We start from the raw sequence: 26,882 nt of genomic DNA, 5'->3' as shown, positions 1-26,882 counted from the left end.
CCGATTGGCTAGATGTCTAACCCAACCTTTTTGGTTGTTTTCAGCTACCCATCTTCTTGTCGAGGTTTTCGACGATCGCCTCGAAGAAGCCTTCGGTCGTCAACCAGTTCTGGTCGGGACCGATGAGGAGCGCGAGATCCTTCGTCATCTTGCCGCTTTCGACCGTCGCGACGCAGATTTTTTCGAGGTCGTCGGCGAACTTGATCAGCGCGGCATTGTCGTCGAGCTTGCCGCGATGCTTGAGGCCGCCGGTCCAGGCGAAGATCGAGGCGATCGGGTTGGTCGAGGTCGCCTTGCCCTGCTGGTGCATGCGATAGTGGCGGGTGACCGTGCCGTGCGCGGCTTCGGATTCCACCGTCTGGCCGTCGGGGGTCATCAGCACGCTGGTCATCAGGCCCAGCGAGCCGAAGCCCTGCGCGACCGTGTCCGACTGGACGTCGCCATCGTAATTTTTGCAGGCCCAGACGAACTTGCCCGACCATTTGAGCGCCGAGGCGACCATGTCGTCGATCAGGCGGTGTTCGTAGACGATGCCGACCGCGTCGAACTTCGCCTTGAATTCGGCCTGGAACACTTCTTCGAACAGATCCTTGAAGCGGCCGTCATAGGCCTTCAGGATCGTGTTCTTGGTCGACAGATACACCGGCCATTCGCGCGCGAGGCCATAGTTCAGGCTGGCGCGAGCGAAGTCGCGGATCGAATCGTCGAGATTGTACATGCCCATCGCGACGCCGGCCGACGGGAACTGGAACACTTCCTCGTCGATCAGCGTGCCGTCTTCGCCTTCGAAGACCAGGCGCAGCTTGCCGGGGCCGGGGACGCGGAAGTCGGTCGCCTTATACTGGTCGCCGAACGCGTGACGGCCGACGACGATCGGGTCGGTCCAGCCGGGGACGAGGCGCGGGACATTCTTCATCACGATCGGTTCGCGGAAGACGACGCCGCCCAGAATATTGCGGATCGTGCCATTGGGCGACTTCCACATCTTCTTGAGGCCGAATTCCTCGACGCGCGCTTCGTCGGGGGTGATCGTCGCGCATTTCACGCCGACGCCATATTTCTTGATCGCGTTCGCGGCATCGACGGTGATCTTGTCGTCCGTGCGGTCGCGCTCCTCGATACCAAGGTCGTAATAGTGAAGGTCGACGTCGAGATAGGGAAGGATCAGCCGCTCACGGATCCACTGCCAGATGATCCGGGTCATTTCGTCGCCGTCGAGTTCGACGACCGGGTTGGCTACCTTGATCTTGCCCATGCTTTCAGCCTTTTTCCTAGGGGAGTCGGAGTTGCAGCGGGCCTTAGGCAAAGCGGCGCGATTGATCAACCGCCCGTCGTGCGTCGCGGATGGTCCGGGGCGGCAACGATCGGGCCGCCTTATCCATTGTCAGTGTAGAAGCCGCACCCTAGAAGAATGGTCATGTCCATAATCATCTCATCGAACCGGCCCGGCGGCGGCATCAAATGGCAATGGCCCTCGGTTCATCCCGAAGGCCGGAAATTCCTGCTGATCTCGGGCATCATCACCCTCTGCCTGTGGTTACTCCCCATCTGGAGCCTGTTCGGCTGGCTGATGCTCGGCGTGACAATCTGGGTCGGTGCCTTCTTCCGCGACCCGGTGCGCATCACCCCGGCGAGCGGCGACCTGATCGTCGCGCCCGCCGATGGGCTGATCACCCAGATAGCCGAGGTTCCGCCGCCGCCCGAAATCGCGGGTCCCGACGGGCTCGGCGCCACGCCGATGCTGCGCGTATCGATCTTTATGAGCGTCTTCGACGTCCACATCAACCGCACCCCCGTCGCGGGCATTTTGCGCAAGCTCGTCTATATCCCCGGCAAGTTCGTCAACGCCGATCTCGACAAGGCGAGCGAGGAAAATGAGCGCCAGCATTTCGTCGTCGAGCGCGCCGACGGTGTGCGCGTCGGCTTCACCCAGATCGCGGGCCTCGTCGCGCGGCGCATCATGCCCTTCGTGTCGATGGGTAATGAACTCGTGACCGGTCAGCGCGTCGGCCTCATTCGTTTCGGCAGCCGCGTCGATGTCTATCTGCCCGCGGGCACCGCGCCGCAGGTGCTGCTCGGCCAGCGCACGCTGGCGGGCGAGACCGTCATCGCGCGGATCGGCACCGCCGAGACGATCGAAGGCGTCGGGCAATAAGCATGGCGGAGGAAGCCCCGGCTTCGATCGACGCCGAGCATCGCCGCATCGGCGGAATTCCGCTGCGCGCCTTTGCGCCGAACGCGATCACGCTACTGGCGCTCTGTTCGGGATTGACCGGGGTCCGGTTCGCGATCGATGGCGACTGGGCGGCGGCGATAACGATGATCATCGTCGCCGGGGTGCTCGACGGGATGGACGGGCGGATCGCGCGGCTGCTCCGCGCGCAAAGCAGGTTCGGCGCCGAACTCGATTCGCTCTCCGACGTAATCGCCTTTGGCGTCGCGCCGGCGATGATCCTCTTCTTCTGGTCGCTCGCCGAAGCGCCGAAATTCGGATGGACCGCCGCTCTCGCGCTGGCGGTGTGCTGCGCGCTTCGTCTCGCGCGTTTCAATTCGCGCATGGATGCCGAGTTTCAGCCGCACAAGTCGGCGGGCTTCAACACCGGCATTCCCGCACCGGCGGGGGCGGGTATGTCGTTCGTGCCCGTCTATCTGTGGCTGGCGACAGACAATGATCTGTTTCGCGAATGGTATGTCGTGATGCCGTGGGCGCTGGGCATTGCGATGCTGATGATTTCGGCGATCCCCACCTACAGCTGGTCGTCGATCCGGTTGCGCCGTTCGTGGCGCCTGTTCGCTTTGGCGGGGGTCGGCCTCCTCGGCGCTGCGCTCGTTACCGCGCCCTGGCTGACCCTGCTCGCGGTCTGCGCACTCTATGCCGCGACGCTGCCCTTCGGGATGGCGAGCTATGCGAAGGTCAGGCGGCGCGGCTGATTGCCGGCTGCATTCGGGCCGCGGCGCGGATCGGGCGCGGGGCTTCGCGGCGTGCCGGCGAGCGGCGCAGCGTCACCTTCTGCGGTGCGGGGCCGGATTGCGGCGCGGCGTCGGCCGGGAACGCGCCTTCGCCCAGCAGGGCCGACAGAATCGCGTCTTCATTATTCCGGAGCATGACCAGGATCATCGTGACGCCGAGTCCGGCGGCGAGGGCGAAGAGGAGAGCGGCAGCGACCTGAACCATGACCTTGTCCTTTCGGTTTTCTTATGCGAAACCCCTCGTCGACCAGCGACGATTTCATGGCCGTTCCATTCCATGTTCTCGTTTTGTTCTCAACGCTTTTGCGACGAACGGAGTTGCTTTGTCGTCGAGTGGAGGCTGGCGCGCACGCTCGGCCGAGCGCGAAAGGTGCGGACGCCCCTTGCTTTTGGCGGCCAAGGCGGCTAACGGCCCGCCCATTCCACATGGAAGGCGCACATAAACCGGTGCCGGATCGTCCGCTTGCGGGCCTTCGGTTCTTGCTTTCCAGAGGACCAACCGGAAGGAGAAAGACTATGGCGGCACCTGTCGTCACGATGCAGAATCTTATCGAAGCTGGCGCCCACTTCGGCCACCAGACCCACCGTTGGAACCCGCGCATGAAGCCGTATATCTTCGGCGCGCGCAACGGCATCCACATTCTCGACCTGTCGCAGACCGTGCCGCTCTTCGCGCGCGCCCTCGACTTCATCGCGTCCTCGTCGGCCGCCGGTGGCAAGGTCCTGTTCGTCGGCACCAAGCGCCAGGCGCAGGGTCCGATCGCCGACGCCGCGCGCGCTTCGGGTCAGCACTTCGTCAACCACCGCTGGCTGGGCGGCATGCTCACCAACTGGAAGACGATCTCGGGTTCGATCAAGCGCCTCAAGACGCTCGAAGAACAGCTCTCGGGCGACACCTCGGGCCTCACCAAGAAGGAAGTGCTCAACAAGACGCGCGAGCGCGACAAGCTCGAAATGTCGCTTGGCGGCATCCGCGACATGGGCGGCATTCCCGACGTGATGTTCGTGATCGACGCGAACAAGGAAGAGTTGGCGATCAAGGAAGCCAACGTCCTTGGCATTCCCGTCGTCGCGATCCTCGATTCGAACGTCTCGCCCGATGGCATCGCTTTCCCGGTTCCGGCGAACGATGACGCCGCGCGCGCCATCCGCCTTTACTGCGATGCGGTGGCCCAGGCCGCGACGCGTGGCGGCCAGCAGGCCCGCGCGAACCGCGGCGAAGACCTTGGCGCGGCTGTCGAGCCCGTTGCCGAAGCGGCACTGACCGAAGAAGCCGCCGCTCCGGTTGCTGAAGAAGCCCCGGCCGTCGAAGCTGCCCCGGCCGTCGAAGCCGCTCCGGCCGTCGAAGCCGCTCCGGCTGTCGACGCTGCTCCGGTGACCGAAGATGAACAGGTCCCGCCCGAAGCGGCTGCCGAAACCGAACGCCAGAGCGACGCCTGATCGCCTGCGGGCATGACGGGACGGCGCCGCGAGGGTTCGCGCCGTCCCTGTCATCCCTTTGACTTATCGCCCCGCCATGCGCGCGGGCGTCTCGCGGGCCGGATGGGCTCGCCCTTTTGAAAGGAATATTCCATGGCTGAAATTACGGCCGCTCTCGTCAAGGAACTGCGCGACCGCACGGGCGCAGGCATGATGGATTGTAAAAAGGCGCTCGCCGAAAACAACGGTGACATCGAAGCGTCGATCGACTGGCTGCGCACCAAGGGTCTCGCCGCCGCCGCCAAGAAGGCCGGGCGCGTCGCCGCCGAAGGTCTCGTGGGCGTCGCCACCGACGGCAATCGTGGCGCGATGGTCGAAGTGAACAGCGAAACCGACTTCGTCGGCAAGAACGAGCAGTTCCAGGGCTTCGTCCGCGACGTGACGCAGGTCGCGCTGACCGGCGGCATCTCGGACATCGAAGCGCTAGCCGCTGCAACTTATCCGAGCGGCGGCACCGTCGCCGAGAAGCTGACGAGCAACATCGCGACGATCGGTGAAAACCAGTCGCTGCGCCGCAGCGTCATCGTCTCGGTGAACTCGGGCGTCGTCACGGGTTATGTCCACAACGCCGCCGCGCCCGGCATGGGCAAGATCGGCGTGCTCGTCGCGCTCGAATCGACCGCCGGCGCCGACGTTCTCGAACCGCTCGGCAAGCAGCTTGCGATGCACGTCGCCGCCGCGAACCCGCTCGCGCTGAACGGCGACGATCTCGACGCCGACCTCGTCGCGCGCGAACGCGCGATCGCCGAGGAAAAGGCCGCCCAGTCGGGCAAGCCCGCCGAAATCGTCGGCAAGATGGTCGACGGCGCGATCGCCAAGTATCGCAAGGAAAACGCGCTGCTGTCGCAGCTCTTCGTGATGGACGGCAAGACCCCGGTCGCCGAAGTCGTCGCCGCCGCCGGCAAGGATGTCGGCGCGACGATCACGCTCAAGGGCTTCGTCCGCTTCCAGCTCGGCGAAGGCATCGAGAAGGAAGAAAGCGATTTCGCGGCGGAAGTCGCGGCGGTCGCCGGCGTCTAAAAAGAAACGCGCGATTGCTGCGCCTCTCGCGCCGCAGTCCGCTTGGCAATGGCGCGTGCCCGCTCTAGGGTGCGCGCCATTCGCTTATTCATCGATTACATAAGGTTCCTCCGATCATGGCTCTGCCCGGCATGAAACGCATCTTGCTGAAATTGTCGGGCGAGGCGTTGATGGGTTCCAGCCCGTTCGGCATCGACCCCGAAACCGTCGCGAGCATGGCGGCCGAGGTCAAGGAAGCCAAGGATCGCGGGCTCGAAATCTGCCTCGTCATCGGCGGCGGCAATATCTTCCGCGGCATGGCGGGTGCCGCCAAGGGCATGGACCGCGCGCAGGCCGACTATATGGGCATGCTCGCCACCGTGATGAACGCGCTCGCGATGCAGAACGCGCTTGAGCAGCTCGGGGTCGAAACGCGCGTCCAGTCGGCGATCGAGATGGACAAGGTGTGCGAACCCGTCATCCGCCGCCGCGCCGAACGCCACATGGAAAAGGGCCGCGTCGTGATCTTCGCCGCCGGCGTCGGCGCGCCTTACTTTACCACCGACAGCGGCGCCGCGCTGCGTGCCGCCGAGATGAAGTGCGACGCGCTGCTCAAGGGTACCAGCGTCGACGGCGTCTATAACGCCGACCCCAAGAAGGATCCGAGCGCGGTGCGTTATGACACGCTCAGCTACGACCGCGTGCTCGCCGACAATCTGAAGGTAATGGATGCGAGCGCGGTGGCGCTCTGCCGTGACAATCATATCCCGATCGTCGTGTTCAACATCCGCGAGCCCGGCAATCTGGCGCGCGTGCTGGCGGGCGAGGGCGTTTCGACCGTCGTCGGCGATGCCGCGGGCTGACAGAATCAAGAGAGGAAAGACAGATGGCGAAATATGATAAGGCCGATCTCGAGCGCCGCATGCACGGCGCGGTCGAATCGCTCAAGAGCGACCTCGCGGGCCTGCGTACCGGCCGCGCGCACACCGCGCTGCTCGATCCGGTGACGGTCGAGGTTTATGGCAGCCATATGCCGCTGAACCAGGTCGCCTCGGTCAGCGCGCCCGAACCGCGTATGCTGTCGGTGCAGGTGTGGGACAAGTCGAACGTCGGCCCCGTCGACAAGGCGATCCGCTCGGCGGGGCTGGGGCTCAACCCGATCGTCGACGGCCAGATGCTGCGCCTGCCGATCCCCGAAATGACGCAGGAACGCCGCAAGGAGCTGTCGAAGCTCGCCGGCCAGTACGCTGAAAAGGCGCGCGTCGCGGTACGCAATGTTCGCCGCGACGGCATGGACAATCTGAAGGCCGACGAGAACAAGAAGGAAATCAGCGAGGACGAGCGCAAGCGCCACGAGACCGAGGTGCAGAAGCTGACCGACGCGACGATCGCCGAACTCGACGCCGCGGCGACCGCCAAGGAAAAGGAAATCCTGGGCTAGTGAAGAGTGATTCCGTCCTCTCGACCCGTTCGTGTCGAGCGAAGTCGAGACACCCGTCGACCTTACGCTACGCCGATGGGCATCTCGACTTCGCTCGATGCGAACGGGATTTGAGGTTTTTCTATGCCGGCAACTGATCACGGCGCACGCCATGTCGCCATCATCATGGACGGCAACGGCCGCTGGGCCAAGAAGCGCCTGCTGCCGCGCGTCGCCGGCCACAAGGCCGGGGTCGAGGCGGTGCGCACGATCGTGCGCGCGGCGGGCGATCTCGGTATCGAGGCGATGACGCTCTATGCCTTCAGTTCCGAAAACTGGAAGCGGCCCGAGGAAGAGGTCAGCGACCTGATGGGGCTGATGAAGCGCTTCATCCTGTCCGACCTCGACGAATTCGCCGCGAACGACGTGAAGCTGAAGGTGATCGGCAACTGGCGCGCGCTCGCGCCCGACGTCGTCGCGCTGATCGAGAATGCGCTCGAACGCACCGCGGGCAACAAGCGCACGACGCTCGCGGTCGCGCTCAACTATGGCGCGCAGGACGAGCTGGTCCGCGCGGCAAAGGCTGCGGCCGAAGCCGGAGAGATCAGCGAGGCGGCGATCGAGGCGCATCTCGACACCGCCGACATGCCGCCGCTCGACCTGCTCATCCGCACCTCGGGCGAGGTGCGGCTGTCGAACTTCCTGCTGTGGCAGTCGGCTTATGCCGAGCTGTATTTCACCGACATTTTGTGGCCGGACTTCAAGCCGGCCGATCTGAAAGCGGCGCTTGACCATTTCGCGCGCCGCGATCGCCGTTACGGGGGACTTTAAGGGCATGGCGGCAGCGACGAAATCGGACGTCTGGGTGCGGATCGCCTCGGCGCTCATCCTGTTCGCGATCGCGGGGACCGCGCTGTGGTTCGGCGGCATCGCCTTCGGTCTGTTCCTGCTCGTCGGCGGGGCGCTCGTCCTCGTCGAATGGTTCCAGCTCGTGAAGGCGATGACGCTCGGCGGCGGCGCCAAGATCGCGCTCCATATCCTCGGCCCGATCCTCGTGTTCGGCGCGATGGCGGGGCTGTGGTTCGTCCGCGATCATCTCGGCATGACCGCGGCGCTGTGGGTCTTCGGCATGGTCTGGGCCACCGACATCGGCGCCTATTTCGCCGGCCGCGCCTTTGGCGGCGCGCGCCTCGCGCCGACGATCAGCCCGTCGAAAACCTGGTCGGGGCTGATCGGCGGCATGGTCGCGGCGCTGATCGCCAGCGCGACGATCGGCGATCGCGCGGGCATCATCGGCGTGCCGCTGTGGATCGGCCTGTTCATGGGCCTGCTCGCGCAACTCGGTGACCTCGCGCAAAGCTGGATGAAACGCCGCGCCGGGGTCAAGGATTCGGGCAAGCTCATTCCGGGGCATGGCGGGCTGTTCGACCGCGTCGACGGCGTCCTGCCGGTGGCGCTGCTGCTCGGCGCGCTCGCGTTCGCGGGGCAGATCGCCGTGCGGGCGGCGGGCTGACATGACGCGCCGCCTCTCGCTATTCGGTGCGACGGGATCGGTCGGGCAATCGACTCTCGATCTCGTGCGCCGCGATGGCGAGGCCTGGGCTGTCGGCGTGCTGACCGCGAACAGCGACGTTGCCGAACTCGCGAAGCTCGCGAAGGAATTCCGCCCCGACGTCGCGGTGATCGCCGACGAAACGCTTCACGGCGCGCTGAAAGGCGCGCTGGCGGGCACCGGCATCGAAACCGCTGCGGGCGCCGAGGCGCTCGTCGCGGTCGCGCGGCAGCCGACCGACCTCGTCATGGCGGCGATCGTCGGCACCGCGGGCCTCGCGCCGACGATGGCCGCTCTCGAAGCGGGCCACGACGTCGCGCTCGCCAACAAGGAAGCTCTGGTTTCCGCGGGCGAGCTGATGACCGCCGCCGCGCGCGCGACGCGCGCGACGATCCTGCCCGTCGACAGCGAGCATAATGCGATCTTCCAGTGCCTAGCGGGCGGCCGTATCGACCAGGTGCGCCGCATCATCCTCACCGCCAGCGGCGGCCCGTTCCGCACGATGCGCGCCGACGACATGGCGCGCGTCACGCCCGCACAGGCGGTCGCGCATCCCAATTGGTCGATGGGCGCGAAGATCAGCGTCGATTCGGCGACGATGATGAACAAGGGGCTCGAACTGATCGAGGCGCATCACCTGTTCCCGGTGGGGCTCGACCGGATCGAGATCCTCGTCCATCCGCAATCGGTGATCCACAGCCTTGTCGAATATATCGATTGCTCGACGCTCGCGCAGCTCGGCTCGCCCGACATGCGCATCCCGATCAGCAGCGCGCTCGCCTGGCCGCAGCGGATGGCGACGCCGTGCACCCCGCTCGACCTCGCCAGCATCGCGCGGCTCGATTTCGAGGCGCCCGACGAGGTGCGTTTTCCCGCGACCGCGCTTTGCCGCGCCGCGATCGCCGAGGGCGGCGCGCGCCCGGCGCAGCTCAACGCCGCCAACGAAGTGGCGGTCGCCGCTTTCCTTGCCGGCCGCATTTCCTTCCCCGCGATCGTCGATACGGTTCGCCGCGTGATCGATACCGATGCGCCGGCCGTGCCCGCATCGCTTCAGGACATATTCAGCGTCGATGCCGCATCCCGCGCGGCCGCGCAGCATTTTGTGGACCAGCTCGAACATGCCTAACGTGCCTATCTGGCTCTATTTCGTCGCCTTTCTCGCTGTCCTCGGACCGCTCGTTTTCGTGCATGAATATGGCCATTATATCGTCGGCCGCTGGTGCGGGGTGAAGGCTGATACCTTCTCGATCGGCTTCGGACGCAAGATTCTCGGCTGGACCGACAAGCGCGGCACCGAATGGAAGATCGGCTGGCTGCCGCTCGGCGGCTATGTCCAGTTCGCCGGCGACCGCGATGCGGTCAGCCAGCCCGACGCCGACTGGCAGCAGCTGCCCGCCGAGCAGAAATCGCATACCTTCCCCGCGCAGCCTGTGTGGAAGCGCGCACTGATCGTGCTCGCGGGACCGGTCACGAATTTCCTGTTCGCGATTCTGATCTTCGCCGCCTTCAACATGGCATATGGCGTTCCGCAGACGCCGCCGGTGATCGGCGCGGTAGAAGCGGACAGCGCCGCGCAGGAAGCGGGGCTGCGAGCTGGCGACCGGATCGTCCGCATCGACGGCCGGACGATGGACACGTTCAACGATATTCAGGGCGCCGTGGCGTTCAACCTCGGCAAACCCGCCAGCATCGAGATTGCGCGGGGTAGCGAGCGGCTGAACGTCACTTTGCGACCGCGTATCATTTCCGAACGCGACCCGTTCGGCAACAAAAGCGAGCGCGCGGTTATCGGGATCCGCTCGGATGCGCCGGTCTATACGGCCGTGGGGCCCGTAATGGCGATACAGACAAGCGCCGCGCAGACTTGGGAAATGGTGCGGCTGACGGGGAGCATCCTCGGCCAGTTCGTGACCGGCCAGCGTTCGATCAAGGACATGGGCGGACCGGTCAAGATCGCCAAGCAGTCGGGCGAGATGGCGGCGCTGGGGATTGGCACGCTGATCTTCTTCGCGGCCTTCATTTCCATCAATCTGGGGTTCATCAACCTCTTGCCATTGCCGATGCTCGATGGCGGTCATCTGGCCTTTTACGCCTATGAGGCGATCCGCCGGCGTCCCGCGCCCCCAGCGGCGCAGGAATGGGCGTTCCGATTCGGCTTTGCGGCCATCGTGACCCTTATGCTGGTCGTGACTTTCAACGATTTGGGCTCAATTGGCGTGTGGGACAGGATCGCCCGCTTGATTGGCTAGCGAGTCTGGGGCAGGGAGTGGCGCGCAAGCCCGCGGTCAGGCGGGTTTGTCGCTTTTGAGTTATTTTTTCGGGATGAACAGCGTGGCTTCACACAAACTCTTGGGCCGGACGCAGCTGTCGGTGGTTTTGCTGGCCGGCACGATGCTCGCGACGCCGTTGATGGCGCAGGACGTTGCGCCGCCGCGCGTCCCCGCTCCGACCGTTCCGGCGCCGGCACCCGAAGCGGTTCCGGCCGCGACGACGATCCAGTCGATCACCGTCGTCGGCAACCAGCGGCTCGAGGCGCAGACGATCCTGTCGTATCTGCGGCTGCGCGTCGGCCAGCCATATGACCGCGCGGTGCTCGACCAGGCGCTGAAGGACCTGGCCGCGACCGAGCTGTTCAAGGATTTCCAGATCACCGACAACAATGGCGCGCTGACAATCCAGGTCGCCGAAAACCCGGTGATCAACCGCGTGATCCTGGAGGGCAACAAGCGCCTCAAGGAAGACAAGATCCGTCCCGAGATCAAGATGGCGCCGCGCCAGATCTACACGCGATCGAAAGTCCGCGCCGACGTCGCGCGCATCATCGAGCTCTACAAGCGGCAGGGCCGCTTCGCCGCGACCGTCGAGCCCAAGATGGTCTCGCTCGACCAGAACCGCGTCGACGTCGTCTTCGAAATCACCGAAGGACCGAAGTCGAAGGTCCGCCAGATCAACATCATCGGCAACGAGAAGTTCAGCGACGGCGACCTCAAGGATGAGATGGCGACCAAGGAGTCGGGCCTGCTGACGATCCTGTCGTCGAACACCAGCTACGATCCCGATCGTCTCGCCTATGACCAGCAGAAGGTGCGTCTCTTCTACCTGACCAACGGCTACGCCGACTTCCGCGTCATCTCGGCGGTGGCCGAACTGACGAGCAACAAGCAGGACTTCATCATCACCTATGTCGTCGAGGAGGGCGAACGCTACAAGTTCGGCGATGTCGACGTGCAGAGCGAGATTCGCGACTTCCAGCCCGAGATGCTGAAGAAGCTGCTGCCGATGAAGACCGGCGACTGGTACGACGCCAAGCTGGTCGAGGATACGGTCGAAAGTCTCAGCGAGACCGCCGGCCTGTTCGGCTACGCCTTTGCCGACATCAATCCCGAATTCCGCCGCAATCCCGAAGACCGGACGATGGCGATCACTTTCAACGTCGGCGAAAGCCCGCGTACCTATGTCGAGCGCATCGACGTCAACGGCAACACGCTGACCCACGACAAAGTGGTGCGTCGCGAATTCCGCCTGAACGAAGGCGACGCGTTCAACAGCTTTGGCGTCAAGCGGACCGAGAGCCGCATCAACAGCCTCGGTTATTTCCAGGAAAATCTGGAAATCGAGCGCAAGGAAGGCAGCGCCCCCGACCGCATCATCCTCGAAACCAATGTCGAGGAAAAGCCGACCGGCGAACTGTCGCTGTCGGCCGGTTTCTCGTCAATCGAGAATTTCCTGCTCCAGGCCTCGATCCGCCAGCGCAACTTTCGCGGCCTCGGCCAGCAGCTCCAGGCCTCGGTCAACTATTCGAGCTATTCGAAGTCGATCGAACTCGGCTTCACCGAGCCCTATCTGTTCGACCGCAACATCTCGATCGGCGGCAGCGTCTATCGCCGCGACCTCAATTCGTTCAACTTCATCGACAATGATCGCCGTACGACCTTCGAACAGGTCACGACCGGCGCGCAGATCAACGTCGGCGTGCCGCTGACCGAATTCATGTCCTTCTTCGGCCGCTACAGCATCAACTTCGACGATGTGACGCTCGATAAGGGGATTTATTATTTCGGCGACGAGTGCGACCCGCTCGTCGCCGGCCGCTATCTGTGCGACGCCATCGGCAATCGTACGACCTCGCTGCTCGGCTACACGCTGGCTTACGATGACCGCGACAACCGCATTCGTCCGACGCGTGGCCAGTCGCTGTCCTTGAGCCAGGATTTCGCCGGGCTCGGCGGTAGCGTCAAATATGTCCGCACGCGCCTTCAGGGGTCGAAGCACTTCAACCTCGGCAGCCGCTTCATCCTCAACATCTCGGCCGAGGGCGGCTATATCTATCCGTTCGGCGCGCGCCCGACCCCGACCAGCGACAAGGTCCGCCTGACCGACCGCTTTTTCCTCGGCGAACCGCAGATGCGCGGTTTCGACATTCGCGGCGTCGGTCCGCGCGTCATCCGCTATGCCGCCGTCTATGACCCGCTCAACCCGGTGATCGACACGAGCAACGACAATCGCGGCCAGATCGACGACGCGCTCGGCGGGCGCGCTTATTATCAGGGGCGGATCGAACTCGATATCCCGCTCGGTACCGGCGCGAAGGAACTGGGGCTGCGGCCGTCGATCTTCCTCGATGTCGGGTCGGTGTTCAGCGTGAAGCGCCCGACGCTGACGACGCTCGAAGATTTCCGCGACACGCGCGACGGCGTTCCCGGGAGCGGTCTCTATAAATTCCTGTGCCGCAACGCGACTACGGGCCAAAGCCAGTTCGCGACCGAAACGATAACGACGCCGGAGGGCGGCGTCCCGACCGGAACGGGCCAATACACCACCTGTCCGACCGGCTTCTCGTCGCTCGCGCCGTTCGAGGAACGCTTCTTCGGCGACACCTGGATGCCGCGCGTCGCGATCGGCGCCGGGGTCAACTGGAACTCTCCTTTCGGTCCCTTCCGGATCGACTTCGCTTACGCCCTTCGCAAAGAAGAGGGCGATGACACCAAACGCTTCTCATTCAATGTAGGAACCCAATTCTGATGAAGAAAATTCTTGCCGCTTCCGCGCTGGCGATCGCCGCGCTGTCGGTCTCGCCCATGATGTCGGTCCCCGCCATCGCGCAGGCCAAGGGCGTCGGCGTCGCCGACGTCCGCGTCGCCGCCGCGCGTTCGAACGCCTTCCAGACCGCGTCGAAGCAGATCGAGACGACCTATAAGGCGCAGATCGATCAGCAGCAGTCGCGCGGCCAGACGCTGCAGGCCGAAATCAACGTCCTGATCGCGAAATATAACGAAGAAGCGAAAAAGACCCCGCAGAACCAGGCCGCGCTCCAGGCCGCAGCCAAGGCGGTGCAGGACAAGCGCCAGGCGGCTCAGCAGGAACTCGGCCGCATCGGCGCGCCGGTCGACCTCGCCATCGCCTATGTCGAAGACCAGATCAGCGTTCGCATGAACGAGGCGATCAAGGCCGCGATGACCGCGAAGAAGGTCGACCTGCTGCTCAACCCCGACGCGGTGCTCGCGCGTGAGAACAATGTCGACATCACCGACGCGGTGGTGACCGAACTCAACCGCATCCTGCCGAACGTGTCGACCGCGGTCCCGGCCGGCTACCAGCCGGGCCAGCTCGTCCAGCAGCGCAACCAGCAGCTGATGGAAGCGGCGCGCGCCGCGCAGGGCACCGCGACCCCGGCACCCGCACCGACCGGCACCCAGCCGACCAGCCGCTAAGTCCGATGGCGGAAGGGGAAAATGGGGCAGGGGCATTGGGCCCGGTGGATATCCGCCGGATCCTGACGCTGCTGCCGCATCGTTATCCGATGCTGCTCGTCGACCGGGTGGTTTCGATGGTGAAGGACACCTCGATCCACGCGGTCAAGGCGGTGACGATGAACGAGCCCTTTTTCCAGGGGCATTTCCCCGGTCGGCCGATCATGCCCGGTGTCCTCATCGTCGAGGCGCTGGCGCAGGCCGGCGGCATTTTGGCGGTCGAGTCGCTCGGCCTCGGCGGTTCGGGCAAGCTCGTCTATTTCATGGGCATCGACGGGGTGAAGTTCCGCAAGCCCGTCGAACCCGGCGTGCTGCTCGACCTCCACGTCACGATCCTTCAGGCAAAGCGGAACATCTGCAAGTTCGAAGGCAAGGCGATGCTGGACGGACAGCTGGCGACCGAATGCCAGTTCACCGCGATGATCGCCGATCCGCCGGGCGATTAGACTGCGGACCTTCCCTTATACGTCATCCCGGCGAAGGCCGGGATCTCATCTTCTCGTTGCTACGCACCGGCGAGATCCCGGCTTTCGCCGGGATGACGATGTTGGGGCGGGTGTTGCATTTGTCCCCATTGCCGACTAAAGGCCGCCACTTCGCGTCTCCGGACGCACAGACTCAGCCGCTGGTCGGTAACCAGTGGCACAGGAGCCCAGACATGAAAAAAGACATTCACCCCGCCTATCACATGATCACGGTCAAGATGACCGATGGCACCGAATATCAGACGCGCTCGACCTGGGGCAAAGAGGGCGACGTGATGACGCTCGAAATCGATCCCACCGCGCACCCGGCGTGGACCGGCGGCACCGGACGCCTGCTCGACGCCGGCGGCCAGGTCGCGAAGTTCAACAAGCGTTTCGGTGGGCTTACGCTCAAGCGTTGAGCTGTTTACCCCTCCTCTGAAGAGGAGGGGCTTAAGAAACCAAAACCTTTGCAAGCGCGCTTTGCCACCCGGCAAGGCGCGTTTTGCGTTTTGCGGCGTCGATCGCCGGGGTGAAGCGCGTCGCCGTGCCGCGCATCGCGGCGGCGGCGCTCGCGAGATCGGGATAAAGACCCGCCCCCGTCGCCGCCAGCATCGCGGCGCCGAGCGCGGTGCTTTCGACGAAGTCGGGCCGCTCGACGGTCAGGCCCAGCATGTCGGATAGGTCCTGCGCCATCCAGTCGTTCGCCGCCATGCCGCCGTCGATGCGTACCTCGGCCCAGTCGACCCCGTCGGCGGCGAAGGCCGATTTCAAATCATGCGCCTGATAGGCCTGCGCCTCCAGCGCCGCGCGCGCGACATGCGCTTTGCTGCTCGCGAAACTCAGCCCGGAGAGCGCCGCGAGCGCATCGGGCCGCCAATGCGGTGCGCCGAGCCCCGCGAGCGCGGGGACCAGATAGACCCCGCCATTGTCGGCCACCGACCGCGCGAGCCCCTCGCTCTCACCCGCACTGGCGAGCAGGCCGAGCCCGTCGCGCAGCCATTTGATCAGGCTCCCCGCGACGAACACCGACCCCTCGAGCGCATAGCTTCGCACATCGTCCTCCTGCACCAACACCGTCGCGAGCAGGCGGTTCGCCGATGTCGGGCGCGTCGTGCCGCTGGCCGAGAGGATGAAGGCGCCGGTGCCGAAAGTCGCCTTGGTCTGCCCCGGCGCGAGGCACGCCTGCCCGACCGTCGCCGCCTGCTGGTCGCCCGCCATGCCCGAGATCGGAATCGCGCCCCCGAACAGCGCCGGATCGGTCGTGCCCACCGTCGTCGTGCAGCCGGTGATTTCGGGGAGCAGCGCCATCGGCACGCCGAGCAGGTCGCAAAGCTCGTCGTCCCAGCCCCCATTGCCCTCGATGTCCATCAGCGAGGTACGCGACGCGTTGCTCGCGTCGGTGACATGCGCGCCGCCGGTCAGGCGATAGACGAGGTAGGATTCGATCGTCCCCACCGCGAGCCGCTCTCCGGCTTCCGTGAGCTGCGGCCAGTTCTTCAGCGCCCAGCCGATCTTGCTCCCCGAAAAATAGGGATCGAGCAGCAGGCCGCTCTTGGCCTGAACCGCTTCCTCGTGCCCTGCGTCCTTCAGCGCGGCGCAATCGGCGGCGGTGCGCCGGTCCTGCCAGACGATCGCGCGCGCGAGCGGCTGTCCGGTCTGGCGGTCCCAGAACACCACCGTCTCGCGCTGGTTGGTGATGCCGATCGCCGCGATCTGTTCGGCGCCGCCCGCGCGCGCGATCATCTCGCGCGTGCAGGCGAGCGTCGCCTCCCAGATTTCGGCGGCGTCATGCTCGACAAGCCCGGGGCCGGGATAATGCTGCCGTATCTCGCGCTGCGCGCTGCCGAGCGGGGTGCCGTCGGCGGCGAACAGCATCGTGCGGGTCGAGGTCGTGCCCTCGTCGATGACGATGATTTTCTTGGCCAAAGCGTTACCCCCATCCGTTCGTGCCGAGCTTGTCGAAGCACCGTTCTTCTTTGTCCTGGTGATGAAGAAAGAACGGCCCTTCGACAAGCTCAGGCGAACGGAAGAAGAGCGTGGGTTAACGAATGCCACGCAATTATCTTGCAAACCCGCGCAACCCGTGCCATATGATTGTGCAGCGCAGCATGGCGGGACCACCCGCCGCAACCACCGGCAGCGTGATTTTCCCGCCCGTTTCAGGCGCGGGACGAGCCGGAACCGCGCTTTGTCCCCAGAGGCACCCTTTCACGCGGGTCGTTTCGAACCCGCGGCCGTGCGCCGTCCGTTCGATGCGAACGGATGCGCCTGCGCGTCGCCCACTGTGAGTATTTTATGACGACTTTCAACGACTTTGGCCTGCACGCCGACATCAATCGCGCGCTTGCCGCCAAGGATTATACCCAGCCGACCCCGATCCAGACGCAGGCGATCCCGCCGCTGATGAAGGGCCGCGACCTGTGCGGTATCGCGCAGACGGGCACCGGCAAGACGGCCGGCTTCTCGCTGCCGTCGATCCATCATCTTCTGACCTATCCGCACCGCGCCAATCCGCGCAGCTGCCGCATGCTCGTCCTCGCGCCGACGCGCGAACTCGCCGCGCAGATCGCGCAGAGCTGCCGCGACTATGGCCGCTTTACCAAGCTCAGCGTTTCGACCGTCTTCGGCGGCGTGCCGATCAACAAGCAGATCCGCGACCTTTCGGGCGGCGTCGACATCCTCGTCGCCACCCCGGGCCGCCTGCTCGATCTGATCGACCAGCGCGCGCTGCGCCTCGACGACGTCGAAATCTTCGTCCTCGACGAAGCCGACCAGATGATGGACATGGGCTTCATCCACTCGCTGCGCCGCGTCGCCAAGCTGCTGCCCTCGCGCCGCCAGAATCTTTTCTTCTCGGCGACGATGCCGAAGGAAATCGCGCACCTCGCCGAACAGTTCCTCGAGGATCCGGTGACCGTGTCGGTGACGCCGGCGGCGACGACCGTCGAAAAGATCAGCCAATATTCGACCTTCGTCGAACAGAAGGAAAAGCAGGCGCTGCTCCATTCGGTCATCGCCAGCGAAGATATCGACCGCGCGCTGATCTTCACCCGCACCAAGCATGGCGCCGATCGCGTCGTGCGCCACCTTGCGGGCGCGGGCATCAAGGCGATGGCGATCCATGGCAACAAGAGCCAGTCGCAGCGCACCCACGCTTTGCAGGCGTTTCGTTCGGGCGAGATCAAATTGCTCGTCGCGACCGACATCGCCGCGCGCGGCATCGACGTGTCGGGCGTCAGCCATGTGATCAATTTCGAAATCCCGAACGTTCCCGAGCAATATGTCCACCGCATCGGCCGCACCGCGCGCGCCGGCGCCGAGGGCAAGGCGATCAGCTTCATCGCGCCCGACGAGCGTCCGTACATGCGCGATATCGAGCGCGTCACCCGGTCCAAGGCCGAGCCGATGCCGCTGCCCGAGAATTTCAACGAACTGGTGCGTAACCTGCCCAAGCCGGCGCAGCCGCCGCGTGACACCGGCAGCAAGGGCCGCGACCCGAACCGCCAGCGTCAGGACGCCAATCGCGGGCGCAATGGCGGCAAGCCGCAAGGCGAGCGTGGTCCGCGCCGCGATGGAGCCGCCGGCGAAGGCGCCGAAGGCCAGCGCAAGCGCCGTTTCCGCCCGCGCAACAAGAGCGTCGGCGCGCACAAGGGTGCGGTGACGCGCGTCGGCTAAATCTCGAACCGTCATCAATTCCGTTCGTGCTGAGCTTGTCGAAGTACCGTTTTTTCCTCTAGCGTCGCGCAAAAGGAAGAACGGCCCTTCCACGGGCTCAGGGCGAGCGGATGTTGGAATGGACCACTTCCGGAAATAAGGGGAGTGGTAAATGACGGACGGCGCAGGCGTAGCGACAACAGCAACCGGCACCCGCCAGAGCGAGCGCAAGGTCATCCTCGCCTCGTCGCTCGGCACGGTGTTCGAATGGTATGATTTCTACCTCTACGGTCTGCTCGCGACGATCATCTCGGCGCAATTCTTTTCGGGCGTCAACGAAACCACCGGCTTCATTTTCGCGCTCGCGGCCTTCGCGGCGGGCTTTGCGGTAAGGCCGTTCGGCGCGCTCGTGTTCGGGCGCATCGGCGACCTCGTCGGGCGCAAGAACACCTTCCTCGTCACCATGGGCCTGATGGGTGCATCGACCTTCCTCGTTGGCGTTCTGCCCAGCTACGCCTCGATCGGCGTCGCGGCGCCGATCCTGCTGGTGGTGCTGCGTCTCGTTCAGGGGCTCGCGCTCGGCGGCGAATATGGCGGGGCGGCCACTTATGTTGCCGAACATGCGCCCGACGGCAAACGCGGACTCTTCACCAGCTTCATCCAGACCACCGCGACATTGGGCCTGTTCGCGGCGCTCGGCGTCGTCATCGCCATCCGTTCGGCGATGGGCGAGGCGGCGTTCGCCGACTGGGGCTGGCGCATCCCCTTCCTGATTTCGATCATCCTGCTCGGCGTGTCGCTGTGGATTCGCCTCCAGCTCGAGGAAAGCCCGGTCTTCAAACAGATGAAGGAGGAGGGCACGACCTCTAAAGCGCCGCTGACCGAAGCCTTCGGGCGCTGGGAGAACCTCAAATGGGTGCTCGTTGCGCTGTTTGGCGCGGTCGCGGGGCAGGCGGTCGTCTGGTATTCGGGACAATTTTATGCGCTCTTTTTCCTCGAAAAGACGCTGAAGGTCGACGGCGCGACCGCGAACATATTGATCGCCATCGCGCTGATGCTGGGCACGCCCTTCTTCATCCTTTTCGGCTGGCTCAGCGACAAGATCGGGCGCAAGCCGATCATCCTCGCGGGCTGTGCGCTCGCCGCGCTCACCTATTTTCCGGCGTTCCAGATGCTGACGCAGGCTGCCAATCCGGCGCTTGCCGAAGCGCAGGCGAGGGCGCCGGTGACGGTGATCGCCAACCCCGCCCTCTGCTCGTTCCAGTTCGATCCGATCGGCAAGAACCGGTTCGATCGAACCGCCTGCGACGTCGCGAAATCCCATCTGGCCAAGGCCGGTGTGCCCTATGCCTCGCAAGATGCGGGGAGCGACTGGGCGACGGTCTCCATCGGACGAAAGGCGATCACGATCGCCAATCCGTCGGGCGGTATCGGCCCCTGGCGGAGCGCCGCCAGCACGCCCGCCAAGCTCGCCGAGATGGACGCGGCGCTCGCTGCTGCGGGCTATCCCGCCAAGGCCGACCCCGCCGCGATCAACAAGCCGCTCGTCGTCGCGATCCTCTTCTACCTCGTGCTGCTCGTGACGATGGTTTACGGCCCGATCGCGGCCTTGCTCGTCGAACTGTTCCCGAGCCGCATTCGCTATACCGCGATGTCGCTGCCCTATCATATCGGCAACGGCTGGTTCGGCGGTTTCCTGCCGACGACAGCGTTCGCGATGGTCGCGGCGACGGGCAACATCTATTACGGGCTCTGGTATCCGGTCGTCGTCGCGGCGATCACCCTGGTGATCGGGCTGTTGTTCCTGCCCGAGACTTTTCGTCGGTCGCTCCATCCATAGGATCCTGACCTTGGGCATAGATTGACCCTGCGCCCTCGCGCGCTAGGGTCGTGCCAGCCTTCAGGGGGGGCGCATGATGATTGATGTAGATTTCGACGAGCAGCCGCCGCCGCGGCGTTCCTTGTTCCGGCGCAAGCGGGTGCTGCTTCCGCTTGGCGTCGTGCTTGCGATTGTCGTCGGTTTCCTGCTGCTGTTGACCCCCGACACCGATCGCGACGCGATGATCACCAAATATGGCGGCCCGGACGCCACCTTCGTCGCGGGGCCGGCCGGCCAGCGTATCCATTACCGCGATCAGGGCCGGGCCGATGGTCCGCCGATCATCCTGATCCACGGCGCCAATGCCAGCCTCCACACGTGGGAACCGCTGGCAAAGCGGCTCGGCGCCACCTATCGCATCGTCACGCTCGACCTGCCCGGCCACGGACTGACCGGCGCGACGCCCGACACCGATTATTCGGCCGAGGGCATGATGAACGCGGTCGACGTCGTCGCGGCGAAGCTCGGGCTCGATCATTTCATTCTCGGCGGCAATTCGATGGGCGGCTGGGTCGCTTGGCGCTATGCGCTCGCGCAGCCCGCGCGCGTCGATGCGCTGCTGCTGATCGACGCCGCCGGCATGCCGCTGCGCAAGGGAGAGAAGCGCCCCGAATCGAACGTCGGCTTTCGCATCCTCGAATATCCCTTCGGCCGCTGGCTGGCGACGCGGGTGACGCCGCGGATGCTCGTCGAACAGTCGCTGCGCGGCTCGGTCGAAAAGCAGGACATCGTCGATGACGCGATGATCGACCGCTATTGGGAACTGCTCCTCTTCCCCGGCAATCGCGAAGCCACCGTGCTGCGCGCGCGAATGGACCGCGAGCCCGAAGTGGCGGCGCGCGTCGGCGAGATCGAGGCGCCGACGCTGATCCTGTTCGGCGACAGGGACCGCGTGATCAATCCCAGCGCGGCGAAGACGTTCAACGAGCGGATCGCGGGGTCGGAGGTCGTGATCCTGCCCGGCATCGGCCACCTGCCGATGGAGGAAGCCCCCGATGCGACCGCGGCCGCGATCGCCGATTTTCTCAAGCGGCGGCTTGCGCCCGCTCCGGCTGATCCAGAAACGCGCTGATCCGCGCCGAAATCGCCGCCGCATGGGTGAAGGGGAAGAGGTGCGATCCCGGCACCACCTCGAGCACCGCGCCGTCGATCAGGTCGGCGATCGCCTGACCGTGGCACGCGGGCACGACCCCGTCGCGCTCACCCATCAGGATCAGCACGGGTGTGTCTTTGAGCTGCGGCAGCATCGCCGCGCTCGTCCATCCCGCCATCGCCAGCGACTGATAGGCGAGGCCGAGCGGGGTCGCGGTCGGCAGCTTGAGCCCGCTCGCCAGCATATCGTCGTCGAGCAAAGCCGCCCAGCCGATCCCCGGCGCGCTCACCGTCGGCGTCGTCGCCATCAGCACCAGCCGCCGCACGTGTCCCGGGAACTGGATCGCGACCTGTTGCGCCAGCGCGCCGCCCCAGCTGAACCCGGCGACGTCGATCACCTTGTGACCGAGCCGGTCCGCTATCTCCATCACCACCGCCGCGATCGTCGGCGCGCCATAGGGCAGCAGCGCGTCGGGCGAGCCGCCGACGCCGGGCATGTCGAGCGTCCACACCTCGCGGCCATCGATTTGCGCGAGCAGCGGCGCGGCGGCGGCGATGTCGGCGCCGATCCCGTTGAGGAACAAGAGCGGCGTGCCGGGCGCGCCCTCGCGCCAGCGCGCGACGCGGAGGCTCAGGCCGTAAACATGCTCGGTGCTGATGGCCGGCCGGCCGCTGATCCTGCTCATGGTCTGTGCCTTGGCATATCCTGATGACCGGCGAAAGACCGGTGCGCTAGCCCGACTGCCTCGCGGCCTCCGCCGCCTGCTCGTAGCGCAGACAGTCGAAAATCTTCGCGCCGGCGAGGAAGACCGACCCGGTGCAGGCGAGCAGCAGCAGCTTGCCGCCATAGCCCGGATATTCGTGAAGATAGGCCGCACCCCGCGCCATCGCGCCGACGGCGAGGGCGTAAATGATCAGGCACGCTTCCAGGCGCGTCTTGATGACGAACAGGCGTCCGATCTTTTTCAGCATCACCCTATCCCAAGCAAGCGCCGTGCCAGCGGCGCAAATCGGGGACTCGGCGCGCCGAGCTTATGGTAAATTGTAAGTTAATCCGACAGGGCAAGGCAAGCGGTGGCGGCTTTGGGCGGGAACCAACACCAACATTTGTCATTCCCGCGAAAGCGGGAACCCAGTGCGGGATCAGCCTACGCGCGCTCCGGGTCCCCGCTTTCGCGGGGATGACGATGTAAGAGATGGCAGCTACCGGTCGAAGGCCGCCACATCCGGCTCCTGCTTATCCCACCCGCGCAAACCAGATCATGTGCCGCGCGCCCTTGCCCCCCGTCCGCGCGCGGACGGCGACTTCCTCGACGCGAAAGCCCGCCGCCGCCAGCCGGCGCGTGAAGCGCGCGTCGGGCGCCGCCGACCAGATGGCGAGGACGCCGCCCGGCCGCAGTGCCGCCTTGGCCGACGCGAGCCCCGCCGCCGAATAAATGCCGTCGTTCGCCGCGCGCACCAGTCCGTCGGGGCCATTGTCGACATCGAGCAGGATCGCGTCGTAACGTCCGCGCCCGGCCGCGATCGCCGCCGCGACATCGCCGATGACCAGCTCGACGCGCGGATCGTCGAGACACCCCGCCGCCAGTCCCGCCATCGGCCCGCGCGCCCAGTCGATGATTTCGGGCACCAGCTCGGCGACGATGATCTTCGCATCCGGTCCCAGCGCCGCCAGCGCCGCGCGCAGCGTGAAGCCCATGCCATAGCCGCCGATCAGCAGCTGCGCCGTCTCGGGCTTGCGCAACCGCGCGCAGCTCATCACCGCGAGCGCCTCTTCGGACCCGCTCATCCGGCTGTTCATCAATTCATTGCCGCCGATCGCGATGATGAAGTCATCGCCGCGCCGGTAAAGACGCAGCTCGTCGCCGCCGGGAATCCGCGCCGTGTCGATCAGTTCGCGTATCTTCAAGAAGATCAGTCCAGTTCGCCGAGGCCAAGCTCGGCGAGGAGGGCACTGCGCGCCTTGCGCACGTCACTCGCCAGCGGCGCGGACGCGAGATCGCCGGGCGCGATCGCTTCCGGCCAATGTTTCGCGACGACGCCCGCGATCCGGTCGAGCTTCGCCTCGTCGGCAAGGAAGCGCGGATCGACGGTCGCTGGATCGGCGACGACGCGCAGGCGCAGGCAGGCGGGGCCGCCGCCGTTCGCCATCGACTGACGGACATCGACGGGCAGCAGTTTGCGGATCGGGCCATTGCCTGCGATCATGCCCTCCAGCCAGTTCCAGACGGCGGGCGTGGCCTGCGCCTCGGTCGGCAGCACCAGCCCCATGCCTGTCCTGAGCCCAGTCGAAGGGCCGCCGCCATCGGGCAGGCTGACGAGCTGGGCGTTGAACAGATAGGATTTGATCGCGTCGGGCAGACTCACCGCGGTCGCGGGGACTTCGACGATCTCGACCGCGGGGAAGGCGGAACGGATTTCGGCGTGCGCCGCCTCGCGGTCCTCGAACGCACTCTCGTGGGTGAACAGCACATGCTCGTTCGCGACCGCGACGACGTCGTTGTGGAAAGCGCCGCTCTGGATCGCGCTGTCCGACTGGCGGATGAACAGCGTGCGCGCCGGGTCGAGCCGGTGCTTCCGCGCGATCGCCTTCGACGCGTCGAGATGCTGGCGCGCGGGGAAGCGCCCGCCGCCAACGCCATGGACGAAAATCTCGACGCCTTGCCCGTCATGCCCGCTGCACAGCCGCATATGGTTCGCCGCGCCCTCGTCGCCGAAGGGGGCGGGGATGGGGGCATGAACCTGAAAGGCCGGATTGGCGAACGCAAGGCGGAGCTGCGCGAGCGTGCCCGGCCATTCGTGGCTGCGGTGCGGCATGGTGACGAGGTTGGCGACGGTGAGGTGGCATTTGCCGTCGGCGCTGTCGGGCGCGGGCGAGACGGTCGCGGCGTTCGCCGCCCACATCGACGATGCCGACCAGGCTTGCGCGCGCAAATGGCCTTCGGCGTCCTCCAGCGTCGTGCCGAGCGCCCGGAGCCAGGGCGCATCGGGGCGATCGAGCGGGACGAAAAAGCCTTGCGGCAGCCCAAGCGCCAGATTGTGGCGCATCTTCTCGATGCCCTGCAGCGCGGCGGCGCGCGGCTGCGACACGTCGCCGGCATGGCTCGCCGACGCGATATTGCCGCGGCTGAGTCCGGCGTAATTATGGCTGGGGCCGATGATCCCGTCGAAGTTGATTTCGGTGAGCATGTAGAAAGCCTTATTCCTGTTCAAACCCCTCCTCTTCAGAGGAGGGGCAGCGAGACTTGCGAGCTTGCTCGCTAGTCGCAGCGGGGTGGTGATAGGCGCACCGGCGTCCACCACCCCAACCCCTCCTCTGAAGCGGAGGGGCTTAACTAATTATCGTCCGATCCAACTGATCGCGTCGCCCTTGCCGACGCCCAAAATGCGCGCCGCCTCGGCATCGATCGTCGCGCCGGCGCCGACCTTTCCGAAACAGCAGCGGAAATCACCGAGCCGCCCGGTCGCGATCAGCGCGTCGTCGCCGCTTTCGGCGATGCCCGTCACCTCGACATGTTTCGCATCGCGGATGCTCGCGACCTGATCGGTGCGCGCGGTCATCGTCGGGCCGCCGTCGAATATGTCGACGTAATTTTCGAACGCGAACCCTTCATTCTCCAGCATCCGCATCGCCGCGCGCCCGGTCGGATGCGGGACGCCGATGACGCTGCGCGCATGGTCGCCCAGCATCGCGATATAGACCGGGTGCTTGGGCATCAGGTCGGCGATGAACTGGTTGCCGTGGACCGCGTTGAATTGGTCGGCTTCCTGGAAATTCATCCCGAAAAACTTGCCCGCGACCCCGTCCCAGAAGGGCGATCCGCCCGCCTCGTCGATCACCCCGCGCAGCTCGGCGAGGATACGGTCGCCGAAACGCGCGCGGTGGCGCGCGATAAACAGGTAGCGCGAGCGCGCGAGCAGCAGTCCGAGCCCGCCGGCGCGCGCCGCGGGGTGCAGGAACAGCCCGCCGACTTCGGATGCGCCGTTGAGGTCGTTGCTGAGCATCAGCACCTGCGCGTGGAAGGTGCGGCCGAGCTGCTCGCTATGCTTGCTGTCGGTGCCGATGCGGTAGCTATAAAAGGGCCAGCGCTGGCCGACCTGCCCGAAGATCTGGCAGGTGCCGCGCACTTCGCCGCTGTCCAAATCCTCGAGCACCATCAGATAGAGCTCGTCGCCGGGATATTCCTTTTCCGACGCAAAGCCCGCTTCGGCACGCTCCAGCTTGGCGCGCAGCGCTTGCCTGTCGGGGGGCAGGTTGGTGAAGCCGCCGCCGGTCAGCTTCGCCATCTCGTAAATGCTTTGCAGATCGCCCGGTTTGGCCGCCCGGATCACATAATTCACACAGTCCCCCGTTCCGCTATTCTCATCAGGGTCAGCGCCGACAGCCGCGCGCGCTCGGCGAGGCTGTCGACGATCAGAAATTCGTCCGCGCTATGAATCGCGCCGCCGCGCGGGCCCATCGTGTCGACCACCGGAATCCCGCACGCCGCGATATTGTTGCCGTCACACACGCCGCCGGTCGCGTTCCAGCCGATCGGCGGGAGGCCGAGCGCAGCACCGCAGCCCTGCACCAGCTCGAACAAACGCGTCGCGGCGGGGTCGAGCGGTTTCGGCGGCCGGTTGAAGCCGCCATGGACATGGCAATGCACATCATGCTCGCGCGACACCGCCGCGATGGCATCGCGCAGCGCCGCTTCGGCTTCGACCATCGCTTCGGGGGTCGCGGGGCGCATGTTGACGCGCAGGATCGCGCTGTCGGGCACGACATTGTTCGGTCCGCCGCCGTCGATCTTCGCCGGGTTGACCTTCAGCGTAGGGGATTTGAGCGTGGCGAGCCGCAGCGCGAGATCGGCCGCGGCGAGCAGCGCGTTGCGTCCGTCGTCGGGATTGCGCCCCGCGTGCGCCGAGAGACCGTGGACGACGACCGAAAAATTGCCGCTCCCCGGCCGCGCGCCCGCGAGCGTGCCGTCGGGGAGGGCGGGTTCGTAAGTCAGTGCCGCGGTCTTGCCTTTCGCGAGCTCGGCGATCAGCCGCGCCGACGCCTGGCTCCCCGTTTCCTCGTCGCTGTTGATCATCACGTCATAGCCGACGCGCTCCGCGAGCGGCGACGCTTCGAGCGCCGAGAGCGCGGCGAGGATCACCGAAATGCCCGCCTTCATGTCCGCGGTGCCGGGGCCGTTGAGCACCCCGGGTTCGAGCCATTTGAGCGTCTGGAACGGATGGTCGGCGGCAAACACCGTGTCCATATGCCCGGTCAGGAGCAGCTGCACCGGCGCGTCGGGCCGGACGCGGAGGTGCAGATGGTCGCCGCGCTGGACGATGTTGACCTGGCCCGCCGCATCGACGCTCTCGACCGGGTCGGCCGCGACGAGCCGCACCTCGCCGGGCAGGACGGAAAAGGCGTCGGCGAGTTCGCCCGCGACACGCTTCAATCCCGCCAGATTGCCGGTGCCGCTGTTGATCGCCGCCCATTGTTCGACCTGCGACAGCATCGGCGCGTCGGCGGCGCGTTCGATCGCGGCATTTTCGGTTGCGGTAAGGCTGGTCATCGCCCGGCTATAGCGGGCGACGCGGGGCTTTTGCACCCCCGCCCGCTATTTTGTCGCTGCGATACCGTAAG

Annotated in this window: 26 protein-coding genes; 17 read left to right on the top strand and 9 right to left on the bottom strand. The window is 65.7% G+C overall.

The features are described 5' to 3' along the window. Positions 1–40 precede the first annotated feature (40 nt). A complete protein-coding gene (locus tag GGR90_RS01185; RefSeq protein ID WP_167918702.1) occupies positions 41–1,255 on the bottom strand; it encodes an NADP-dependent isocitrate dehydrogenase in 1,215 nt (404 codons plus the stop codon). Positions 1,256–1,417: 162 nt separating this feature from the next. Between GGR90_RS01185 and GGR90_RS01180 the strand changes: the two genes are divergently transcribed. Both GGR90_RS01180 and GGR90_RS01175 read left to right on the top strand, forming a co-directional pair. After that, the gene (locus GGR90_RS01180; protein ID WP_167918700.1) at positions 1,418–2,155 is read left to right on the top strand and encodes a phosphatidylserine decarboxylase; all 738 of its coding nucleotides are present in this window, start codon (positions 1,418–1,420) and stop codon (positions 2,153–2,155) included. Between the two features lie 2 nt (positions 2,156–2,157). Next, on the top strand, positions 2,158–2,931 hold the full coding sequence (locus tag GGR90_RS01175) for a CDP-alcohol phosphatidyltransferase family protein (RefSeq protein ID WP_167918698.1): 774 nt from the start codon (positions 2,158–2,160) through the stop codon (positions 2,929–2,931). On the opposite strand, the gene GGR90_RS01170 is transcribed toward GGR90_RS01175, so the two are convergent. Then, entirely contained in the window at positions 2,915–3,175 is a 261-nt protein-coding gene (locus tag GGR90_RS01170; RefSeq protein WP_167918692.1) for a hypothetical protein, read from the bottom strand. The genes GGR90_RS01175 and GGR90_RS01170 overlap by 17 nt on opposite strands. 311 nt (positions 3,176–3,486) lie before the next feature. Between GGR90_RS01170 and rpsB the strand changes: the two genes are divergently transcribed. The 12 genes from rpsB (at position 3,487) to rpmE (ending at position 15,056) form a co-directional block, all read left to right on the top strand. Continuing rightward, the gene (gene rpsB, locus GGR90_RS01165; RefSeq protein ID WP_167918690.1) at positions 3,487–4,410 is read left to right on the top strand and encodes a 30S ribosomal protein S2; all 924 of its coding nucleotides are present in this window, start codon (positions 3,487–3,489) and stop codon (positions 4,408–4,410) included. Positions 4,411–4,542: 132 nt separating this feature from the next. Continuing rightward, a complete protein-coding gene (gene tsf, locus GGR90_RS01160) occupies positions 4,543–5,469 on the top strand; it encodes a translation elongation factor Ts (protein WP_167918688.1) in 927 nt (308 codons plus the stop codon). Positions 5,470–5,585: 116 nt separating this feature from the next. Beyond that, on the top strand, positions 5,586–6,311 hold the full coding sequence (pyrH, locus tag GGR90_RS01155; protein ID WP_167918686.1) for a UMP kinase: 726 nt from the start codon (positions 5,586–5,588) through the stop codon (positions 6,309–6,311). A 23-nt stretch (positions 6,312–6,334) separates the two neighbouring features. Beyond that, positions 6,335–6,889, top strand: coding sequence for a ribosome recycling factor (gene frr / locus GGR90_RS01150; protein WP_167918684.1), 555 nt, complete (start codon positions 6,335–6,337; stop codon positions 6,887–6,889). Between the two features lie 123 nt (positions 6,890–7,012). Continuing rightward, positions 7,013–7,699 (top strand): polyprenyl diphosphate synthase, encoded by a 687-nt coding sequence (uppS, locus tag GGR90_RS01145; protein ID WP_167918682.1) that lies wholly within the window; start codon positions 7,013–7,015, stop codon positions 7,697–7,699. Positions 7,700–7,703: 4 nt separating this feature from the next. Further along, positions 7,704–8,381 (top strand): phosphatidate cytidylyltransferase, encoded by a 678-nt coding sequence (locus tag GGR90_RS01140; protein ID WP_167918680.1) that lies wholly within the window; start codon positions 7,704–7,706, stop codon positions 8,379–8,381. A gap of 1 nt (position 8,382) precedes the next feature. After that, complete coding sequence (locus GGR90_RS01135) at positions 8,383–9,546, top strand: 1-deoxy-D-xylulose-5-phosphate reductoisomerase (protein ID WP_167918678.1); 1,164 nt, start codon at positions 8,383–8,385, stop codon at positions 9,544–9,546. Further along, entirely contained in the window at positions 9,539–10,669 is a 1,131-nt protein-coding gene (gene rseP / locus GGR90_RS01130; RefSeq protein ID WP_167918676.1) for an RIP metalloprotease RseP, read from the top strand. Before GGR90_RS01135 ends, rseP begins: the two co-directional genes overlap by 8 nt. A gap of 73 nt (positions 10,670–10,742) precedes the next feature. Next, positions 10,743–13,442, top strand: coding sequence for an outer membrane protein assembly factor BamA (bamA, locus tag GGR90_RS01125; protein WP_167918674.1), 2,700 nt, complete (start codon positions 10,743–10,745; stop codon positions 13,440–13,442). Further along, positions 13,442–14,131 carry an OmpH family outer membrane protein gene (locus tag GGR90_RS01120; protein WP_167918672.1) on the top strand — a complete coding sequence of 230 codons (690 nt, stop codon included), beginning with the start codon at positions 13,442–13,444 and terminating at the stop codon, positions 14,129–14,131. Before bamA ends, GGR90_RS01120 begins: the two co-directional genes overlap by 1 nt. A gap of 5 nt (positions 14,132–14,136) precedes the next feature. Then, positions 14,137–14,616 carry a 3-hydroxyacyl-ACP dehydratase FabZ gene (gene fabZ / locus GGR90_RS01115; RefSeq protein WP_167918670.1) on the top strand — a complete coding sequence of 160 codons (480 nt, stop codon included), beginning with the start codon at positions 14,137–14,139 and terminating at the stop codon, positions 14,614–14,616. Between the two features lie 212 nt (positions 14,617–14,828). Continuing rightward, the gene (gene rpmE / locus GGR90_RS01110) at positions 14,829–15,056 is read left to right on the top strand and encodes a 50S ribosomal protein L31 (RefSeq protein WP_077030436.1); all 228 of its coding nucleotides are present in this window, start codon (positions 14,829–14,831) and stop codon (positions 15,054–15,056) included. A 31-nt stretch (positions 15,057–15,087) separates the two neighbouring features. Here the strand turns inward: rpmE and GGR90_RS01105 are convergent, their stop codons facing one another. Then, positions 15,088–16,563, bottom strand: coding sequence for a glycerol kinase (locus tag GGR90_RS01105; protein ID WP_167918668.1), 1,476 nt, complete (start codon positions 16,561–16,563; stop codon positions 15,088–15,090). Positions 16,564–16,932: 369 nt separating this feature from the next. Here GGR90_RS01105 and GGR90_RS01100 point away from each other — a divergent pair, with 369 nt between their 5' ends. From GGR90_RS01100 to GGR90_RS01090, 3 genes are all read left to right on the top strand, one after another. Further along, complete coding sequence (locus tag GGR90_RS01100) at positions 16,933–18,312, top strand: DEAD/DEAH box helicase (protein ID WP_167918666.1); 1,380 nt, start codon at positions 16,933–16,935, stop codon at positions 18,310–18,312. A 151-nt stretch (positions 18,313–18,463) separates the two neighbouring features. Continuing rightward, positions 18,464–20,131, top strand: coding sequence for an MFS transporter (locus GGR90_RS01095; protein ID WP_167918664.1), 1,668 nt, complete (start codon positions 18,464–18,466; stop codon positions 20,129–20,131). Between the two features lie 73 nt (positions 20,132–20,204). Further along, positions 20,205–21,242, top strand: a complete 1,038-nt coding sequence (locus GGR90_RS01090; protein ID WP_245198333.1) for an alpha/beta fold hydrolase — start codon at positions 20,205–20,207, stop codon at positions 21,240–21,242. On the opposite strand, the gene GGR90_RS01085 is transcribed toward GGR90_RS01090, so the two are convergent. From GGR90_RS01085 to GGR90_RS01060, 6 genes are all read right to left on the bottom strand, one after another. Next, positions 21,196–21,948: an alpha/beta fold hydrolase gene (locus tag GGR90_RS01085; protein WP_167918662.1), complete on the bottom strand. Its 753-nt coding sequence runs from the start codon at positions 21,946–21,948 to the stop codon at positions 21,196–21,198. The two genes, GGR90_RS01090 and GGR90_RS01085, sit on opposite strands and share 47 nt — an antisense overlap. A gap of 46 nt (positions 21,949–21,994) precedes the next feature. Next, a complete protein-coding gene (locus tag GGR90_RS01080; protein WP_167918660.1) occupies positions 21,995–22,234 on the bottom strand; it encodes a hypothetical protein in 240 nt (79 codons plus the stop codon). A 265-nt stretch (positions 22,235–22,499) separates the two neighbouring features. Then, on the bottom strand, positions 22,500–23,171 hold the full coding sequence (locus tag GGR90_RS01075; protein ID WP_167918658.1) for a spermine/spermidine synthase domain-containing protein: 672 nt from the start codon (positions 23,169–23,171) through the stop codon (positions 22,500–22,502). A 5-nt stretch (positions 23,172–23,176) separates the two neighbouring features. Next, complete coding sequence (locus GGR90_RS01070) at positions 23,177–24,451, bottom strand: N-succinylarginine dihydrolase (RefSeq protein ID WP_167920747.1); 1,275 nt, start codon at positions 24,449–24,451, stop codon at positions 23,177–23,179. Between the two features lie 150 nt (positions 24,452–24,601). Beyond that, entirely contained in the window at positions 24,602–25,603 is a 1,002-nt protein-coding gene (locus GGR90_RS01065; RefSeq protein ID WP_167918656.1) for an arginine N-succinyltransferase, read from the bottom strand. Further along, complete coding sequence (locus GGR90_RS01060; RefSeq protein WP_167918654.1) at positions 25,600–26,811, bottom strand: hydrolase; 1,212 nt, start codon at positions 26,809–26,811, stop codon at positions 25,600–25,602. The genes GGR90_RS01065 and GGR90_RS01060 overlap by 4 nt, the downstream gene beginning before the upstream one ends. Positions 26,812–26,882 lie beyond the last annotated feature (71 nt).

Origin of the sequence: Sphingopyxis italica (assembly GCF_011926545.1) — a bacterium.
Taxonomy (GTDB): domain Bacteria; phylum Pseudomonadota; class Alphaproteobacteria; order Sphingomonadales; family Sphingomonadaceae; genus Sphingopyxis; species Sphingopyxis italica.
The sequence above is the reverse complement of the archived record's forward strand: the minus strand, read 5'-3'. Positions and strand labels throughout refer to the sequence as shown.

Coding starts and splice junctions, on each gene's coding strand:
- GGR90_RS01100 (WP_167918666.1), top strand. CDS start 16,933: ATGACGACTTTCAACGACTTTGGCCTGCACGCCGACATCAATCGCGCG.
- GGR90_RS01060 (WP_167918654.1), bottom strand. CDS start 26,811: ATGACCAGCCTTACCGCAACCGAAAATGCCGCGATCGAACGCGCCGCC.
- pyrH (WP_167918686.1), top strand. CDS start 5,586: ATGGCTCTGCCCGGCATGAAACGCATCTTGCTGAAATTGTCGGGCGAG.
- GGR90_RS01170 (WP_167918692.1), bottom strand. CDS start 3,175: ATGGTTCAGGTCGCTGCCGCTCTCCTCTTCGCCCTCGCCGCCGGACTC.
- GGR90_RS01120 (WP_167918672.1), top strand. CDS start 13,442: ATGAAGAAAATTCTTGCCGCTTCCGCGCTGGCGATCGCCGCGCTGTCG.
- GGR90_RS01140 (WP_167918680.1), top strand. CDS start 7,704: ATGGCGGCAGCGACGAAATCGGACGTCTGGGTGCGGATCGCCTCGGCG.
- GGR90_RS01070 (WP_167920747.1), bottom strand. CDS start 24,451: ATGCTCACCGAAATCAACTTCGACGGGATCATCGGCCCCAGCCATAAT.
- rseP (WP_167918676.1), top strand. CDS start 9,539: ATGCCTAACGTGCCTATCTGGCTCTATTTCGTCGCCTTTCTCGCTGTC.
- rpsB (WP_167918690.1), top strand. CDS start 3,487: ATGGCGGCACCTGTCGTCACGATGCAGAATCTTATCGAAGCTGGCGCC.
- bamA (WP_167918674.1), top strand. CDS start 10,743: ATGAACAGCGTGGCTTCACACAAACTCTTGGGCCGGACGCAGCTGTCG.
- fabZ (WP_167918670.1), top strand. CDS start 14,137: ATGGCGGAAGGGGAAAATGGGGCAGGGGCATTGGGCCCGGTGGATATC.
- frr (WP_167918684.1), top strand. CDS start 6,335: ATGGCGAAATATGATAAGGCCGATCTCGAGCGCCGCATGCACGGCGCG.
- uppS (WP_167918682.1), top strand. CDS start 7,013: ATGCCGGCAACTGATCACGGCGCACGCCATGTCGCCATCATCATGGAC.
- GGR90_RS01080 (WP_167918660.1), bottom strand. CDS start 22,234: ATGCTGAAAAAGATCGGACGCCTGTTCGTCATCAAGACGCGCCTGGAA.
- GGR90_RS01175 (WP_167918698.1), top strand. CDS start 2,158: ATGGCGGAGGAAGCCCCGGCTTCGATCGACGCCGAGCATCGCCGCATC.
- GGR90_RS01095 (WP_167918664.1), top strand. CDS start 18,464: ATGACGGACGGCGCAGGCGTAGCGACAACAGCAACCGGCACCCGCCAG.
- GGR90_RS01090 (WP_245198333.1), top strand. CDS start 20,205: ATGATGATTGATGTAGATTTCGACGAGCAGCCGCCGCCGCGGCGTTCC.
- tsf (WP_167918688.1), top strand. CDS start 4,543: ATGGCTGAAATTACGGCCGCTCTCGTCAAGGAACTGCGCGACCGCACG.
- GGR90_RS01135 (WP_167918678.1), top strand. CDS start 8,383: ATGACGCGCCGCCTCTCGCTATTCGGTGCGACGGGATCGGTCGGGCAA.
- GGR90_RS01085 (WP_167918662.1), bottom strand. CDS start 21,948: ATGAGCAGGATCAGCGGCCGGCCGGCCATCAGCACCGAGCATGTTTAC.
- rpmE (WP_077030436.1), top strand. CDS start 14,829: ATGAAAAAAGACATTCACCCCGCCTATCACATGATCACGGTCAAGATG.
- GGR90_RS01185 (WP_167918702.1), bottom strand. CDS start 1,255: ATGGGCAAGATCAAGGTAGCCAACCCGGTCGTCGAACTCGACGGCGAC.
- GGR90_RS01180 (WP_167918700.1), top strand. CDS start 1,418: ATGTCCATAATCATCTCATCGAACCGGCCCGGCGGCGGCATCAAATGG.